The sequence below is a fragment of the Ensifer sp. genome (assembly GCF_035999135.1).
Classification (GTDB): Bacteria; Pseudomonadota; Alphaproteobacteria; order Rhizobiales; family Rhizobiaceae; genus Ensifer.
Genome location: NZ_DASYGZ010000061.1, coordinates 18,216 through 32,896 on the forward strand (window position 1 = coordinate 18,216; position 14,681 = coordinate 32,896).

Annotated in this window: 17 protein-coding genes; 9 read left to right on the top strand and 8 right to left on the bottom strand. The window is 64.2% G+C overall.

Annotated elements, in window-relative coordinates; genetic code table 11:
* Positions 1 to 28: 28 nt before the first annotated feature.
* The 6 genes from VGO12_RS06830 to VGO12_RS06855 form a co-directional block, all read right to left on the bottom strand.
* Positions 29 to 1,675 (bottom strand): FAD-binding dehydrogenase, encoded by a 1,647-nt coding sequence (locus VGO12_RS06830; RefSeq protein ID WP_327511970.1) that lies wholly within the window; start codon positions 1,673 to 1,675, stop codon positions 29 to 31.
* Between the two features lie 154 nt (positions 1,676 to 1,829).
* A complete protein-coding gene (locus tag VGO12_RS06835) occupies positions 1,830 to 2,861 on the bottom strand; it encodes a peptidoglycan -binding protein (RefSeq protein ID WP_327511971.1) in 1,032 nt (343 codons plus the stop codon).
* Between the two features lie 3 nt (positions 2,862 to 2,864).
* Positions 2,865 to 3,962 carry a flagellar motor protein MotA gene (locus VGO12_RS06840; RefSeq protein ID WP_327511972.1) on the bottom strand — a complete coding sequence of 366 codons (1,098 nt, stop codon included), beginning with the start codon at positions 3,960 to 3,962 and terminating at the stop codon, positions 2,865 to 2,867.
* Between the two features lie 258 nt (positions 3,963 to 4,220).
* Positions 4,221 to 5,021 carry an inositol monophosphatase family protein gene (locus VGO12_RS06845; protein WP_327511973.1) on the bottom strand — a complete coding sequence of 267 codons (801 nt, stop codon included), beginning with the start codon at positions 5,019 to 5,021 and terminating at the stop codon, positions 4,221 to 4,223.
* A 277-nt stretch (positions 5,022 to 5,298) separates the two neighbouring features.
* Positions 5,299 to 6,444 carry a tetratricopeptide repeat protein gene (locus VGO12_RS06850; RefSeq protein WP_327511974.1) on the bottom strand — a complete coding sequence of 382 codons (1,146 nt, stop codon included), beginning with the start codon at positions 6,442 to 6,444 and terminating at the stop codon, positions 5,299 to 5,301.
* Positions 6,445 to 6,453: 9 nt separating this feature from the next.
* The gene (locus tag VGO12_RS06855; protein WP_327511975.1) at positions 6,454 to 7,101 is read right to left on the bottom strand and encodes a thiamine phosphate synthase; all 648 of its coding nucleotides are present in this window, start codon (positions 7,099 to 7,101) and stop codon (positions 6,454 to 6,456) included.
* Between the two features lie 108 nt (positions 7,102 to 7,209).
* Here VGO12_RS06855 and VGO12_RS06860 point away from each other — a divergent pair, with 108 nt between their 5' ends.
* Together VGO12_RS06860 and VGO12_RS06865 are read left to right on the top strand one after the other, a co-directional pair.
* The gene (locus VGO12_RS06860) at positions 7,210 to 7,989 is read left to right on the top strand and encodes a sulfite exporter TauE/SafE family protein (RefSeq protein ID WP_327511976.1); all 780 of its coding nucleotides are present in this window, start codon (positions 7,210 to 7,212) and stop codon (positions 7,987 to 7,989) included.
* A gap of 100 nt (positions 7,990 to 8,089) precedes the next feature.
* A complete protein-coding gene (locus tag VGO12_RS06865) occupies positions 8,090 to 8,350 on the top strand; it encodes a metalloregulator ArsR/SmtB family transcription factor (protein ID WP_327511977.1) in 261 nt (86 codons plus the stop codon).
* Between the two features lie 154 nt (positions 8,351 to 8,504).
* Here the strand turns inward: VGO12_RS06865 and VGO12_RS06870 are convergent, their stop codons facing one another.
* On the bottom strand, positions 8,505 to 8,678 hold the full coding sequence (locus VGO12_RS06870) for a YdcH family protein (RefSeq protein ID WP_034806123.1): 174 nt from the start codon (positions 8,676 to 8,678) through the stop codon (positions 8,505 to 8,507).
* Between the two features lie 213 nt (positions 8,679 to 8,891).
* On the opposite strand from VGO12_RS06870, the gene VGO12_RS06875 reads away from it, so the two are divergent.
* The 7 genes from VGO12_RS06875 (at position 8,892) to VGO12_RS06905 (ending at position 13,230) form a co-directional block, all read left to right on the top strand.
* Positions 8,892 to 9,095, top strand: a complete 204-nt coding sequence (locus VGO12_RS06875; protein WP_034806122.1) for a YdcH family protein — start codon at positions 8,892 to 8,894, stop codon at positions 9,093 to 9,095.
* A gap of 54 nt (positions 9,096 to 9,149) precedes the next feature.
* Entirely contained in the window at positions 9,150 to 9,614 is a 465-nt protein-coding gene (gene purE / locus VGO12_RS06880; protein ID WP_327511983.1) for a 5-(carboxyamino)imidazole ribonucleotide mutase, read from the top strand.
* Positions 9,611 to 10,666 (top strand): 5-(carboxyamino)imidazole ribonucleotide synthase, encoded by a 1,056-nt coding sequence (locus VGO12_RS06885; RefSeq protein WP_327511978.1) that lies wholly within the window; start codon positions 9,611 to 9,613, stop codon positions 10,664 to 10,666. Before purE ends, VGO12_RS06885 begins: the two co-directional genes overlap by 4 nt.
* Positions 10,667 to 10,837: 171 nt before the next feature.
* Complete coding sequence (gene ykgO / locus VGO12_RS06890) at positions 10,838 to 10,963, top strand: type B 50S ribosomal protein L36 (protein ID WP_034806120.1); 126 nt, start codon at positions 10,838 to 10,840, stop codon at positions 10,961 to 10,963.
* A 74-nt stretch (positions 10,964 to 11,037) separates the two neighbouring features.
* A complete protein-coding gene (locus tag VGO12_RS06895; RefSeq protein WP_327511979.1) occupies positions 11,038 to 11,652 on the top strand; it encodes a hypothetical protein in 615 nt (204 codons plus the stop codon).
* 19 nt (positions 11,653 to 11,671) lie between these two features.
* A complete protein-coding gene (locus VGO12_RS06900; RefSeq protein ID WP_327511980.1) occupies positions 11,672 to 12,223 on the top strand; it encodes a hypothetical protein in 552 nt (183 codons plus the stop codon).
* Between the two features lie 2 nt (positions 12,224 to 12,225).
* A complete protein-coding gene (locus tag VGO12_RS06905) occupies positions 12,226 to 13,230 on the top strand; it encodes an alpha/beta hydrolase (protein WP_327511984.1) in 1,005 nt (334 codons plus the stop codon).
* 19 nt (positions 13,231 to 13,249) lie between these two features.
* Here the strand turns inward: VGO12_RS06905 and pyk are convergent.
* A partial coding sequence (pyk, locus tag VGO12_RS06910) for a pyruvate kinase (RefSeq protein WP_327511981.1) occupies positions 13,250 to 14,681 on the bottom strand: 1,432 nt, incomplete at its 5' end.

The window sequence follows — 14,681 nt, forward strand, 5'->3', positions numbered from 1 at the left end:
CTAGTCGAACCGGCCGAAAGCAACAGGTTCACGCCCCCGCAGCCCCTCTGCCCGCCTCCCGGCCGGAAAAGATGCAGCCGCCAAGGAACGTCCCTTCGAGCGCGTTGTAGCCGTGCATGCCGCCGCCGCCGAAACCGGCGACCTCACCGGCTGCATAAAGGCCCGGCACCGGCTCACCTGACTGTTCAAGCACGCGCCCGGAGAGGTCGGTCTGCAGGCCGCCGAGTGTCTTGCGCGTCAGGATATGCAGCCTGACGGCGATCAGCGGCCCGGCTTTCGGATCGAGCAGCCGGTGGGGCCTTGCGGTGCGCAGCAGCCGGTCGCCGCGATAGCTGCGGGCGCCGCGGATCGCCGTCACCTGGGCGTCCTTGGAAAACGGATTGGCGATCTCCCGGTCGCGCGCCTCGATCTGCTGACGCAGGTGTTCGACGGACAGGCGGTTCTCCCCCGTCAGCGCATTCATCGCCGGCACCAGCTCCTCGAGGCGGTCGCGAACGATGAAATCTTCGCCCTTGTCCATGAACGCCTGCACCGGCCCCGGCGGGTTCTTGCCAAGCCGCTTCAACAAAAGGGAAATGCTCTTGCCGGTGAGATCCGGGTTCTGCTCCGAGCCGGAAAGCGCAAACTCCTTCTTGATGATCGCCCGGGTCAGGACGAACCAGCTGTAGTCATGGCCGCTGTCGCGGATCGCCTGCAATGTGCCGAGCGTATCGAAACCCGGCATCGCGGGGGCGGAAAAGCGGTTGCCGTCCGCATCGCACCAGAAGGAGGACGGCCCCGGCAGGATGCGGATGCCGTGATCTGGCCAGATCGGATCGAAGTTCTTGAGCCCCTCGGTGTAGTGCCACATCCGGTCGGAATTGATGACCGAGCCGCGGGCGCGGCTGGCGATCTCCAGCATGCGCCCGTCGACGTGATGCGGGACCCCCGCCACCATGGTTGCGGGCGGCTGGCCGAGACGCTTGCGCGGCCAGTTGCGGCGCACCAGATCATGATTGCCGCCGATGCCGCCCGAGGTGACGATGACCGCGCCCGCCGAAATCTCGAAATCCCCGACCACGTCGCGCGAGCTGCGCTCACCACGCCCGACCGGGTCTTCTTTCAACAGCGCGCCACGCGCACCCGTCACCCGGCCATCCGTCGTCACGAGCTCATCGACCCGGTGACGGAACCGGAAGCGGACGAGGCCACGGCTCTCCGCCTCGCGCGCCAGCCGGATGAACGGCTCCAGCACTGCCGGCCCCGTGCCCCAGGTCACGTGAAAGCGTGGCACCGAATTGCCGTGGCCATGCGCAAGCCCGCCGCCGCGTTCGGCCCAGCCGACAACCGGAAACCACCGCATGCCGAGCGAATGCAGCCATGAGCGCTTCTCGCCGGCGGCAAAATCGAGATAGGCCTCGGCCCAGAGACGTGGCCAGTGATCCTCGGGGCGATCGAACTGCGACGACCCCATCCAGTCCTGCCGGGCAAGATCGCGGCCATCGCGGATCCCCATGCGGCGCTGCTCGGGACTGTCGACGAAGAAGAGCCCGCCAAGCGACCAGAACGCCTGCCCGCCGAGATTCTGCTCCCCCTCCTGATCGAGAACGATGACCTTTTTGCCAAGCGCCGCCGCCTCGCAGGCGGCGACGAGACCGGCAAGGCCGGCGCCGATGACCAACACGTCGCAATCCATGAAATGCTCTCCCCTCGCATCCCACACGACACCGCACACCTCCCCGGCGCGCAACGGTTGCCGCAGCCATTGGCATGGCTCCCAACTGTTACGCGTACGTCAAGGTCAATTCAAGCGTCGATCGCCGGCAGGCGGCTGCTAGGGCGCCCGCGACCTACTTCTCGGTCAGCTTGAGCTCGATGCGCCGGTTCTGTGCCCGGGCCTCGGGGGTCTCGCCCGGTGCAATCGGCTGATATTCGCCAAAGCCCGCGGCCACCAGCCGATCGGCCGGCACGCCCTTCGAGATCAGGAACTTGACCACGGAGGTCGCACGCGCCGACGAAAGCTCCCAGTTGTCCGCAAACCGCCCGGCGCCCGAAAGCTGCACATTGTCCGTGTGACCGTCGACGCGCAGCACCCAGTTGATTTCGGCGGGGATTTCCTTGGCGAGATCGAGCAGTGCGGTGGCGAGCTTGGCCATTTCCGCCTGCCCCGCCGGATTGAGCTCGTTGCCACCGGAGGGAAACAGCACCTCCGACTGGAAGACGAAGCGGTCACCGACGATGCGGATGTTCTCGCGGTCGGACAGGATCTCCCTCAGGCGGCCGAAAAAGTCGGACCGGTAGCGGTTGAGCTCCTGAACCCGTTGCGCTAGCGCCACGTTCAGCCGCCGGCCTAGATCGGCGATCTTGGTTTGTGACTGCTGGTCCTTGGCTTCCGAGGCCTGCAGCGCCACCTCGATGGCAGCGATCTGGCTGCGCAGCGCGGCAATCTGCTGGTTCAGGAGCTCGATCTGGCTCATGGCGCGGGCGCTGACCTCACGCTCGGTTTCAAGCTCCGAACCGAGGCGGCCGATCTTCTGATTGGCGGCATCGGAACTGCCGGCCCCCTGGTCGAGCAGGGCCTGCAGGCGCGATCGTTCGCCTTCGGACGTGGCAAGTGACGCCTGGAGATTGGCAAGCGAATCCTCAAGATCCTGCTTGCCGCTCTTTTCCAACGCCAGCAGTTGCGTGAGTTCGTTGATCTGGCTGTTCAGCCGGGTCAGCACCTCGTCCTTGCCGCTGATTTCACGGCTGAGGAGAAACTGACCGAGCACGAAGACGGTGAGCAGGAACATGATCGACAGCAGGAGCGTCGACAGGGCGTCGACGAATCCCGGCCAGTAGTCGATCGTGCGCTGCGAGCGGCCTTTGCGGGCAAGCGCCATGGGTCACTCCCCTCCGGTCTCGTCCATGCGGCTGACCTTGGCCGGCACCTTGTCCCCGTGCACGGCAAGGCGATCGCCGCTTGCGATGCGCGCGGCGAGCTTGTCGAGCGTCTTGCGCATCGCCTTGGCCTCATCCTGCTGCGCTTCGATCCAGTCCCGGAGCATCTGCTGCTCGCCGCGCATGTTCTTGACCAGGCCCTGAATGCCCTCGGCAAGGCTCGCCATCGCCGCCGTGGTGCGCTGGTTGGCGCCACCCTCGTGGTTGAGACGGACCAGCTGGTCGGTGAGCCTCTTCAGTTCCTCGACCGGGGCGCCAGCCGGCAGGTCGAGCGCCGGCGAAAGCTCGGAACCGACATCCGTGACCGAAGAGAGCCAGTTTTCAAGTTCGGTGTAGAAACGGTTCTGCGCCCGTCCGGCCTGAAGGTCGAGAAAACCGAGGATCAGCGATCCGGAAAGACCGAAGAGCGACGTCGAGAACGCCGTGCCCATGCCGGTAAGCGGCGCCGACAGGCCGGATTTCAGCGCGGCCAGAATGTCCTGCGTCGTTCCGGTCCCGGCGTCGAGAGACTGGATGACCGTATTGATCGAGCCGATCGTGCCGAGCAGGCCCCAGAACGTGCCGAGCAGGCCGAGAAACACCAGAAGCCCGGTGAGGTAGCGCGAAATATCGCGCGATTCGTCGAGGCGGGTCGCGATCGAATCGAGGATCGATCTGAGGGCCGTCGTCGAGATCGCCGTCTGGCGGCCGCCGATCAGCGCCCGCATCGGCGCGAGCAGCACGGGGTCCCGCCCGACCTTGTCGGCGCTGCCTGCGGCACGGAACGAGTTGAACCAGCGCACTTCGGGGCGCAAGCCCAGCACGTGGTTGAAAACGAGCAGGATGCCGATCAGGAGCACCCCGAGGATCAGCCCGTTCAGGCCGGGATTGGCGAGAAAGGCGTTTTGCGCCTGGCGAAAGAGGATCGCGCCGACAAACCCGACGATGATCAGAAAGACCACCATCGTCCAGAAATAGTGCATGGGGCTCGACAGCTTGTGCGGGTTGTAGCCGTCTTCCATGCCTTCCCGACCGTTCCAACCGGACAGATGCAGTTTCGTCATGGGTATAAGTATCTCCCGCTTGTGCGTGACGGAACGGCACCGCGCCGGCCCGGAGCCTACCGCATAATTCCCGAAACCAAAATCGATTCAAGGGCCAAATTGTGCAATCGACCGGCGCAGTGCGATCATACAGGGCTCGCCAGACAGGCACAGAACCGTGGCGCTGTCGTGTTTGCCGGCGCAAGTCACGACTCGAAAAAACAAAGCCTCCGATGCGGATCCGCATCGGAGGCTTAAAGACGAAGTGAGGTCTGCCGTTTACTTGGTCGGCACCGGGCGGTGAACGACCTCCGTCAGCGCCTTGACGATGTATTCGTTGCCACAGACGACCGAACCGTCGTCTACCGGCTTGGCGCCGCCGTTGATATCGTGTGCCCAGCCACCGGCCTCGCGGATGAGGAGGACGCCGGCTGCAATGTCCCAGGCGGCAAGGTCGCGTTCCCAGTAACCGTCGAAGCGGCCGGCCGCCACATAGGCAAGGTCAAGCGCCGCCGAACCCATGCGACGAATGCCTGCGACTTCGCCCATGACGTGGCGCAGTTCGATCAGGTACTTGCGGTGGTTGCCGCGACCAAGATGCGGGGTACCGGTGGCGATCACCGCGTCGGAGAGATGCTTGCGTGCGGCCACGCGCAGACGGCGGTCGTTGAGGAAGGCGCCGCCGCCACGCTCTGCGGTGTAGAGTTCGTCGGTCGCCGGGTTGAAGACGACGGCGCCGACGATTTCGCCCTGGCGTTCAAGCGCGATCGAGACCGCGAAATGCGGGATTCCGTGCAGGAAGTTGGTGGTGCCGTCGAGCGGATCGACGATCCAGCGATGGGCGCCGTCGGTGCCAATGATCTCTTCGCCTTCCTCGCCGAGGAAGCCGTAGGTCGGCCGAGCCTTCAGAAGCTCTTCGCGGATGAGTTTTTCGGCCTTGCGGTCGGCCTGGGAGACATAGTCGCCGGGGCCCTTGAGCGAGACCTGCAGGTTCTGGACTTCGCCGAAATCGCGGGACAACGACTTGCCAGCCTTGAAGGCGGCCTGAACCATGACATTGAGAAGAGCTGAGCGAGCCATTTGGCGATCCCTTTGAAGACGAGAGCCGATCGAGCGCGCTCGGTCGGACGGTGAACCTGCTGGACGGAACAAGGCCCGAATTGCCCGCTTCCAGGCAAACCGCAGATCCAGCTCCATCGTCAAAAAACCGAGTGAATGATCACTCCGCTCGCTGTTGCCGTCAATTTCGGCACGTCGAGCAAAACCGCGGTCTCAGAACCACAAAAGCCCCAAGAGTTCAAGCGAAATGGCGTTTCGGCCGCCGTACTCTCGAAGAATCGGCCACAATCGCGGCCGATCAGCTCCGACGATATTTGTTGGCGGCGCTGAGCGCCTGTTTCTGCTGCTCTTCGTTGAGCCCCAGATAGAAATCTTCGAGCGCATCGTCCTTGAGCCCGGCGCGGCGCGAAAGCACGTACCACTTGGCTGCCTCGACCGGATTGGGGCGCGTGCCGATGGCGTTGACGTAGAGATGCGAAAGCCGGTTCTGCGCCACGACGTTGCCGCCCTCGGCTGCCCGGCGCATCCAGCCGAAGCCGTCCTCCAGGTTCCGCTCGCCGGCAATGCCCTCGATCATCCAGATGGCGATATCGAGCTGGGCGGTATCGAACCCGGCACGGGCCGCGCGGATCAGCCATTCGCGGGCGCGCGCCCGCTTGCCCTCGTCAATGCCGTCGACATTGACCAGGATCTGCGACAGTGCGTACTGCGCATCCGCGATCCCCTGTTCGGCCGACTTCTCGTAATAGGGCATCGCCAGCTTCAGGCCCTTCGGCCCGGGGTTGTCGGCGACCAGCGTCTGGCCGTAGTTGAACTGCGCCGAACCGTTGCCGAGATCGGCCGCCTGTTTCATCAGGTCTTCGGACTTCTTCCGGTCGCGCTTGGCGTAGCGCCCGTCCATCAGGATCAGCGCGTATTTGAACATCGCCGCCGGGTCGCCCTTTTCCGCCGCCTGGCCGTACCAGAACGCAGCCTGCTGTGGGTTGCGCACGACGCCGAGCCCCTGCTGCAGGATCTCCGCGATCAAGGTCTGCGCGGCCGGGTCGCCAAGCTGCGCCCGCGGCAATGCGAGGTCCATGGCGGTCAGGTAGTAGCCGCGCTGGAAGGCGCCATAGGCATCATCGACCTTGCCGGCAAAGGGCTTTTCCGCAGGCAGCGCCGGCAGTTCGGCACCCATGCGGTCAAAGACGCCGACGCCCGCCGATGGCGCTGCACCGTCTGCCGGCGTCTTGCCTTGAGAGCCACCCGACTTTTCGTCCGCCTTGTTCGGGGTCATGCCTTCCGGCAGGACCGCCCCGTTGAAGGGTGTGATGCGGCCGCGCTTTTCGACGCCCGCATCGTCCCCGGCCGGCTGCTCCTGCGCATGGAGAGGCAGCGCCAGCGCGAACGCGACGGCAAAAAGGGGCAGGCCCCGGTTCAATCTGAAAGACAGTCGGCTCAGCATCGACACGTCTTAATCTTCAAACCGTGGCGCTTTTTCGTCAAGAAGTGCGTTGACGGCGGCGACGACCGAAGGCCCCTGGCCCGGCTCGCCGAAGACGGCAAGGCGAAGGGCGACGAACTCGGCGCCGGTCTCGGCGACGGCGAGCGCCGACTGCGGATCGGTGCCGCCCATGACAATGCAGGGAATCTCGATCATCGACGCCCACCACTCGGCAAGCGCCAGGTTCTTCGAATGCGCCTCGGGCTTGATGTCGCCGTCGGTCCTGCCGAAGAACACGTAGTCCGGGCGCACCTCGCCAATTTCCAGCGCGTGATGGCGGTCAGCCGCATTGCCGCCGCCGACGATCAGCTTCGGCGTGTGCTTTTCGACCGCTTCGCCAAGCGCCTCGGCATTGCCGGAGACGTGCAGACCATCCGCCTTGGCGCGTCCCGCCACGCGGGAATCGCCCTCGATCAGCGCGGCCGCACCCGCCTCCTGGATAACCGGCACGAGCCGTTCGGCATGCTTCTGGAATTCGGCATCGTCGAGCCCGTATTGCGGCACGATGACCGAAGCGACATCGCCACCCTTCAGCGCGTCGCCGAGCACCCTTGCCCGTTCCGCCGCATCGGGCATGTCGGGCGCGATCAGCACCAGTCGGCAGCGTTCTGTTGTCATCGTCACATATCCATTTCCGGCTGCGCCCGCGGGAGCCCGCGAAACCAGCGCTCGATTTCATTCCCGAAAACCGATAGACGGAGACTGCAAAAGGATCAACCGCCCCTCATGCTTCCCGATCTCGACTTCTATCTTATCGCAATCCCGGCCGTTCTGCTCGTGGGCTTGAGCAAGGGCGGTATGGGCGAAGCATTGTCGCTGATGGGCGTGCCGATCCTGTCGCTGGCGGTTTCGCCGGTGCAGGCGGCTGCCCTGCTCTTGCCGATCCTGATCGCGATGGATCTCGTCTCGCTCTGGATGTGGCGCAAGCATGGTGACCGCACGACACTCTTGATGCTCCTGCCCGGCGCCATCGCCGGCATCCTGATCGGCTGGGCGACGTCGGCTTACGTATCGCGCGACCTCTTGCGCCTGATCATCGGCCTGATCACGGTGCTGTTCGTTCTCAGATACGTCTACAATGTCTGGCGAGCCCGCAACGGGATCACGATCGCCCCGAAGAAACAGCGGGCCGGGCCGGCAGCACTCTGGGGGTCCTTTGCCGGCTACGGCAGCTTCGTCGCGCATGCCGGCGGGCCGCCGTTCCAGATCTATGCCCTGCCGCTGCAACTGCCGCCACGCGAATACACCGGCACGATCGTGCGCTTCTTTGCGATCCTCAACGCAGTCAAGCTGATCCCTTATTTCGCGCTTGGACAGCTGGACCTGAGCAACCTGAAGATCTCGGCGACACTGTTTCCGCTGGCGATCGTCGCAACCGCGTGCGGTGCCCTCATCGTGCGCCGCATGAAGCCGCAGGTCTTCTATCCCTTCATGTACACGATGGCGTTCCTGGCAGGCTCGAAACTGCTTTGGGACGGTGTAAACAGCTTGCTCGCCACCGGCTGAACCGCCGCTCAAGTATTGCGGAAATATTGCAAAGCAAAATTAGCCTTTCGCACCGCACAAAATTCTTGCTGCCTCGCAAAATTTCGCCTAACGTTTGCCCATGACGATCGCGGACCCTTTCGATGCCATCGCAGACCCGAACCGGCGCCACCTGCTGGAGGAATTGCGGCGTGCGCCGCGGACCGTGAACGAACTGGCGGAGGGCTTGCCGATCAGCCGTCCGGCCGTCTCGCAGCACCTGAAAGCCTTGCTGGACTGCAATCTTGTCTCGGTATCGGCGAGCGGCACCCGCCGCATCTACACCATCAACCGGCCGGGATTTGACCGCCTCAACCTGTGGCTCGACCAGTTCTGGTCTTGAGCCCGAAGAGGCGTTCCCCAAAACAAACGGACCGGGCATCAGGCCCGGTCCAAAAATCCGTATATTCCACTGTGGGGGATGGTTCTAAACCTTGTTGCGCCTACTCAGAGGGGAGATGGCGCTTCCCGATGGTTCTGGGAAATACCGTTGATAATCAGTGAGTCGAGGAGCGAAGCCTTTCGATTTCGTCCTTGATGCGCAGCTTCCTTCGCTTGATATCGGTAATCAGTTCGTCTTCCACTGACGGCTGATTCATCGCTACGTGGAGCTCCTGCTCCAGGGCGCCATGTTTTTTCTCAAGCGTTGCAAGATGAGCCTCAACAGTCATTTGGCAGTCCCTTCCTTTTGCTTGCATCCGGCACGCAAATGCCGGATGTTTCATGGTTGTAACCTTACTACTGTGCCACGCCATTTTTCATTTGTCGAAGGCGAAATGATGACGACGGATAACTTCCCGTTACCGCCCAAGATGTGATAGAGCGGCGCATGAAATTCCGGTTCGAGGAGGACTTCGCAACCGGGCTGATGGGGATCGCTTTGCATGCCGGACCAGGACCAGGCCGAACTCAGACTGACCGCCGCGCGGCTGAGGCAGGAACATGAAGACTATGATGCCGCCATCAACGCCATGATCGAGACCGGCTGCGACGCGCTGAGAGTCCAGCGCATGAAGAAGAAGAAGCTGGCGATCAAGGACAAGATCAGCAAGATCGAAGACCAGATCATTCCCGACATCATCGCCTGAACGCGGAACAGAACAAACGTGATCGACACCACGACCCCACCCGTCGCCATCATCATGGGAAGCCAGTCGGACTGGGAGACGATGAAGAACGCGGCCGATACGCTCGACGCACTCGACATTCCCTATGAAGCGCGCATCGTTTCGGCACATCGCACCCCGGACCGGCTCGTCAGCTTTGCCAAAGGCGCGCGCGACGAGGGCTTCAAGGTGATCATCGCCGGCGCCGGCGGTGCCGCGCACCTGCCGGGCATGTGCGCCTCTATGACGCCCCTGCCGGTCTTCGGCGTACCGGTGCAATCCAAGGCCCTGTCCGGCCAGGACAGCCTGCTCTCGATCGTTCAGATGCCGGCCGGGATCCCCGTCGGCACGCTGGCGATCGGCCGCGCCGGCGCCGTTAACGCCGCCCTGCTCGCCGCAGCCGTGCTGGCGCTCAGCGACGACGACCTTGCCGACCGGCTCGACGACTGGCGCGAGCAGCAGACCATTGCGGTCGCCGAGTACCCGGTGGACGAGCAATGACCACCATCGGCATTATCGGCGGCGGTCAGCTTGGCCGCATGCTGGCGATGGCAGCCGCCCGACTGAACTTCCGCATTGTCATCCTGGAGCCGCAGGTCGACTGTCCGGCGACACAGGTTGCCAACGAGCAGATCGTCGCTGCCTATGACGACGAAGATGCGCTCGACAGGCTCGCCGCCGTCAGCGACATCATCACCTATGAGTTCGAGAACGTGCCAGTCGCGGCCGCCGAGCGGCTGGCCGCGCAACGCCCCGTGTTCCCGCCTCCGAAGGCGCTCGAGGTCGCGCAGGACCGCCTCGTCGAGAAACGCTTCATCAATGACAGCGGCATCGCCACGGCGCGTTTCCACGCGGTCGACAGCCAGGCCGATCTCGAGGCGGCGCTCACCGATTTCGGTGGAACGGGCGTGCTCAAGACCCGGCGCCTCGGCTACGACGGCAAGGGACAGCGCGTCTTCCGCTCGGCTGCGGACAATCCGGCCGGCGCTTTCGACGAACTCGGCGGCGTGCCGCTGATCCTTGAGAGCTTCGTGCCTTTCGTGCGGGAAATCTCCGTCATCGCGGCCCGCGCCGCCGATGGTGCGGTCGCCTGCTTCGACCCGGCCGAAAACGTCCATCGCAACGGCATCCTCCACACCTCGACGGTCCCGGCGACAGTGACCGCAGGGACGGCCGACGCCGCGCGCAAGGCTGCCAAGGCGATCCTCGACGCACTCGGCTATGTCGGCGTCATCGGCGTCGAGTTCTTCGTGCTTGCAGACGGTAGCCTGATCGCCAACGAGATGGCGCCGCGGGTGCACAATTCCGGCCACTGGACGGAGGCCGCCTGCGTCGTTTCGCAGTTCGAACAGCATATCCGCGCCGTCGCCGGTCTGCCGCTCGGCAATCCCCGTCGCCACTCGGACTGCGTCATGCGGAACCTGATCGGCGACGACCTCGACGGAGTGCCGGCGCTGCTCGCCGAAGATGACGTGCTGGTGCACCTCTACGGCAAGACCGAAGCCCGCACCGGCCGCAAGATGGGCCACGCCACCCGCCTTGTCCGGGCCTGAGAACCACAGAAATGCGGGGTTGGGCGGCAAAATGGCCCATCCTGCGGTTGACACGTCAGGGGTGACACGGTATTTGCCATCCCACCTTAAAGGAGCGCGCTCAGTGGCGCGCTTTTGAATGTTAGAGATACCGGGCGAATTTTCATTCCCCGAAACCTGCGGATCAGGAAAATGAAGATCAAGAATTCGCTCAAGTCGCTCAAGACCCGTCACCGCGAAAACCGTCTGGTTCGTCGCAAGGGCCGCATCTACATCATCAACAAGTCGAACCCGCGCTTCAAGGCTCGCCAGGGCTGAGCCCAGCAGGGTTGGGGACATCACCTCGGTGATGTCCCAGATTTGATTTTGAAGTTATTCCGTGGCGAGCTAAGATGCTCGCCATGCGAGTTTTTGTACCCCTGATTTTGACATGTTCCGCCCTGCTCGCCACCTCCTTCGGAGCTGGCAGTTTTTCCTTCGCGGCGGAGGCCTCGGCCCAGACGGCGCCCGCCAACCTCACCACCCCCAAGCAACGCATCGACGCACTGTTTGCCGACCTGAAGAAGGAACGCGACGCCGACAAGGCGCGTGAACTTTCCAGCCAGATCCGTCTGGAATGGCAGGATTCCGGCAGCGCCACCGTCAATCTCCTGATGCAATGGGCCGACAAGGCCGTCAGCGACAACAAGCAGGCTGCTGCCCTCGATATTCTCGACCAGGTGATCACGCTTGCGCCGAACTATGTCGAGGGCTGGAACAGGCGCGCGACGCTGCACTACACAATGGGCAACTATCGAAAATCCATGTCGGACATCAACCGCGTGCTGACAATAGAGCCCCGCCACTTTGGCGCCCTTGCCGGCATGGCGGCGATCCTCGGCGCTGCCGGCAAGGATGAGCTCGCCATGCGCGCCTGGGAACAATTCCTGGCAATCTATCCCGCCGATCGCAACGCTCAGGAGAAGCTCGGAGAACTCGCCGAGAAGCTCGCCGGTAGCAAGACCTGATCGTATCCGGCGTCGTCACGTGCCAAGCCCGCCAACGCCCCTTCCCGCCAATGCGACTGCGCTCTTCGACTTGGCGACGGCCGCCCGCCGCTTCATCGAGCCGATCTGGATGGGTTGGCATCGCGCATGGGGTGGCGACCCTCCGGCGGTTTCCTCGCAATGGACCTGCGGCCGCACGAGCCTTTTCCTGGTGCGGATCCTGAGCACCCGAGGCTTTGAGGCGCGCTGGGTCTCGGGTACCCCGCGCACAGCGCCTGGCGAACCCGAAATCGGCCCCTACGGCTACCTCTGCGACGGGATCTGGCAAAGCCATGCCTGGGCCGAATGCGGCGATTACATCGTCGACATCACCGCGGACCAGTTCGGCGCTCCGCCTGTTCTCGTTGTCGACCGTGGCGACAGGCGATACTGCAAGGGCGAGCGCGACACGGCGCTGCCGGAGTTCGTGGCTGCCCGCCAGCGCGCCGTGGACGACATCTGGACCGGATGGCTGAGGCTGCAGCCCGGCAGTGACGAAACACCGCCTACCGCCCTCGTTCCGCCGCTGGCAGCGGCGATGGAAGACAGATGACGATGTACCCGTTCGCTCTTATCTTGATCGCACTCCCGCTTGCGGGCATCGTCTACAGCCTGTGGCACGCACGGGCCTTCGCCAGACGGTTTCCCAATGTCGGCGAACTGATCGACATCGGCGGCTACCACATGAACAGCGTGCACCTGCGGGCCGGCGAAGGCGCCGACCTGCTGCCGGTCGTCTTCATCCACGGCGCGAGCGGCAATCTGCTCGACCAGTTGCACGCCTTCGCGCCCGCCCTTGACGGTCGCGCCGAGATGCTGTTCGTCGACCGGCCCGGTCACGGCTATTCGGAGCGCGGCGGCGCGACCAACGACTTGCCGGACGGACAGGCGGCGGCGATCGCCGCCCTTATGGAGAAGCGCGGGATCCGCCGCGCCATTGTCGTCGGCCATTCGCTTGGCGGCGCCATTGCTGCAAGCTTTGCCCTTCATCATCCGCAAAAGACCGCCGGCCTCGTGCTGCTTGCGCCAGCGACACATCCCTGGCCAGGCGGCATCGACTGGTACTACCAGCTGACGGCCCTGCCCCTCGTCGGCTGGCTGTTTGCCCATACGCTGGTGACGCCGCTCGGTCAGCGGCGGATCGAGCGCGGTACCCATTCCATCTTCTCGCCCAATGCGCGACCGGCGGACTACATCGCCAAGACCGGGCCCCATCTGGTGCTGCGCCCCTCCACCTTTCTCAGCAACGCGCGCGACATCGCCAGGCTGCACGCCTACCTGACCTCGACCGCGCCACGCTATCGCGAGATTTCGGCGCCGACGGTGATCATCACCGGCGACAGCGACGGTATCGTCCTGGCTGACATTCATTCGCGCGGCCTTGCCCGCGACATCAAGGGCGCCGAGCTCTTATGGATCGGCAATCTCGGCCACAAGCCGGACTATGTCGCGACCGACGTCGTGGTCGCAGCACTGGAGAAGCTGTCCGGCCAGCCGACCGATCTCGAGACAATAAAAAGGCGGGCCGAAGCCCGCCTGATATCTCGAGAGACGATGTAACCAGCCAGTCGGGCTGATCTTAGACGCCGCTCATGCCGTCAGAGCCGATATAGGCGATGCGCAGCATGTTGGTGGCGCCGGGCGTGCCGAGCGGAACGCCGGCGGAGATGATGACCCGCTCGCCGGGCTTGCCGAAGCCTTCAGCCGCGACGATGCGGCAGGCGCGATTGACCATGTCGTCAAGATCGGTCGCATCGCCCGTCACCACGCAGTGCAGGCCCCAAACGACCGAAAGGCGGCGCGCCGTCTGAACGATCGGCGACAGCGCGATGATCGGCACCTGCGGCCGCTCGCGCGCGGCGCGAAGACCTGTCGTGCCGGACGAGGTGTAGCAGACGATCGCCGACAGCCGCAGCGTCTCGGCGATCTGGTGAGCGGCGAGCGAAATCGCGTCGGCGCCGGTTGCTTCCGGCGGGGTGCGCTGCGCGTAGATGATGCTGGAATAATGCGGGTCGCGCTCGACGTTGCTGGCGATCGACGCCATGGTCGAAACGGCCTCGACCGGATACTCACCCGAGGCGGATTCGGCCGAAAGCATGACGGCGTCGGCACCCTCGAACACCGCGGTCGCGACGTCGGAGACTTCCGCGCGGGTCGGAACCGGTGCCGAGATCATCGATTCGAGCATCTGGGTGGCAACGACAACCGGCTTGCCGGCGCGGCGACATGCGCGCGTCAGCTGCTTCTGCAGGCCCGGAACCGATTCCAGCGGCATTTCCACACCGAGGTCGCCGCGCGCCACCATCAGCGCGTCCGAGAGTTCGATGATCTCGTCGATCCGGTCGAGCGCCTGCGGCTTTTCGATCTTCGACATCAGGCCGACGCGGCCGCGGGCGATCTTGCGGACTTCGGCAAGGTCTTCCGGACGCTGCACGAAGGAGAGCGCCACCCAGTCGAATTCGCCGGTCGCCAGAACTGCGTCGAGGTCGGAACGGTCCTTGTCGGTCAGGACGCCAACGGCGAGCAGTGTATCGGGCAGGCTGACGCCCTTGCGGTCGGAAATCCTGGTGCCGGCGACAACCGTCGTGACGATGCTCTTGCCGTCGGTCTTTTCGGCCTTCAGGTGCAGCTTGCCGTCATCGATCAGCAGGCGATGACCGGGCTTGACCGCTTCGAGAATTTCGGGGTGCGGCAGGTAGACACGGGTGTTGTCGCCGGGTTTGTCCTTGTTGTCGAGCGTGAAGGTCTGGCCGACCTTCAGATCGACCTTGCCTTCGGCGAACTTGCCGACGCGCAGCTTCGGGCCCTGCAGGTCGCCGAGAATGCCGATCGGCCGGCCGCAACGCGCTTCGACGGCACGGATGCGCTGCACCAGCGTGCGCATCACGTCGTGGCTCGCATGGCTCATGTTGATACGGAACAGATCGGCCCCGGCCTCGTGCAGCTTCTGGATCATCTGCTCGTCCGAGGACGCCGGTCCGAGCGTGGCGAGGATTTTGACTTTTCTGTTC

Bases quoted from the DNA above. Each gene is read 5' to 3' on its own strand.
- VGO12_RS06895 (WP_327511979.1), top strand. From the start codon at position 11,038: ATGCTCGCCATGCGAGTTTTTGTACCCCTGATTTTGACATGTTCCGCC.
- purE (WP_327511983.1), top strand. From the start codon at position 9,150: ATGGGAAGCCAGTCGGACTGGGAGACGATGAAGAACGCGGCCGATACG.
- VGO12_RS06845 (WP_327511973.1), bottom strand. From the start codon at position 5,021: ATGGCTCGCTCAGCTCTTCTCAATGTCATGGTTCAGGCCGCCTTCAAG.
- VGO12_RS06830 (WP_327511970.1), bottom strand. From the start codon at position 1,675: ATGGATTGCGACGTGTTGGTCATCGGCGCCGGCCTTGCCGGTCTCGTC.
- ykgO (WP_034806120.1), top strand. From the start codon at position 10,838: ATGAAGATCAAGAATTCGCTCAAGTCGCTCAAGACCCGTCACCGCGAA.
- VGO12_RS06865 (WP_327511977.1), top strand. From the start codon at position 8,090: ATGACGATCGCGGACCCTTTCGATGCCATCGCAGACCCGAACCGGCGC.
- VGO12_RS06885 (WP_327511978.1), top strand. From the start codon at position 9,611: ATGACCACCATCGGCATTATCGGCGGCGGTCAGCTTGGCCGCATGCTG.
- VGO12_RS06870 (WP_034806123.1), bottom strand. From the start codon at position 8,678: ATGACTGTTGAGGCTCATCTTGCAACGCTTGAGAAAAAACATGGCGCC.
- VGO12_RS06850 (WP_327511974.1), bottom strand. From the start codon at position 6,444: ATGCTGAGCCGACTGTCTTTCAGATTGAACCGGGGCCTGCCCCTTTTT.
- VGO12_RS06875 (WP_034806122.1), top strand. From the start codon at position 8,892: ATGCCGGACCAGGACCAGGCCGAACTCAGACTGACCGCCGCGCGGCTG.
- VGO12_RS06840 (WP_327511972.1), bottom strand. From the start codon at position 3,962: ATGACGAAACTGCATCTGTCCGGTTGGAACGGTCGGGAAGGCATGGAA.
- VGO12_RS06905 (WP_327511984.1), top strand. From the start codon at position 12,226: ATGTACCCGTTCGCTCTTATCTTGATCGCACTCCCGCTTGCGGGCATC.
- VGO12_RS06835 (WP_327511971.1), bottom strand. From the start codon at position 2,861: ATGGCGCTTGCCCGCAAAGGCCGCTCGCAGCGCACGATCGACTACTGG.
- VGO12_RS06855 (WP_327511975.1), bottom strand. From the start codon at position 7,101: ATGACAACAGAACGCTGCCGACTGGTGCTGATCGCGCCCGACATGCCC.
- VGO12_RS06860 (WP_327511976.1), top strand. From the start codon at position 7,210: ATGCTTCCCGATCTCGACTTCTATCTTATCGCAATCCCGGCCGTTCTG.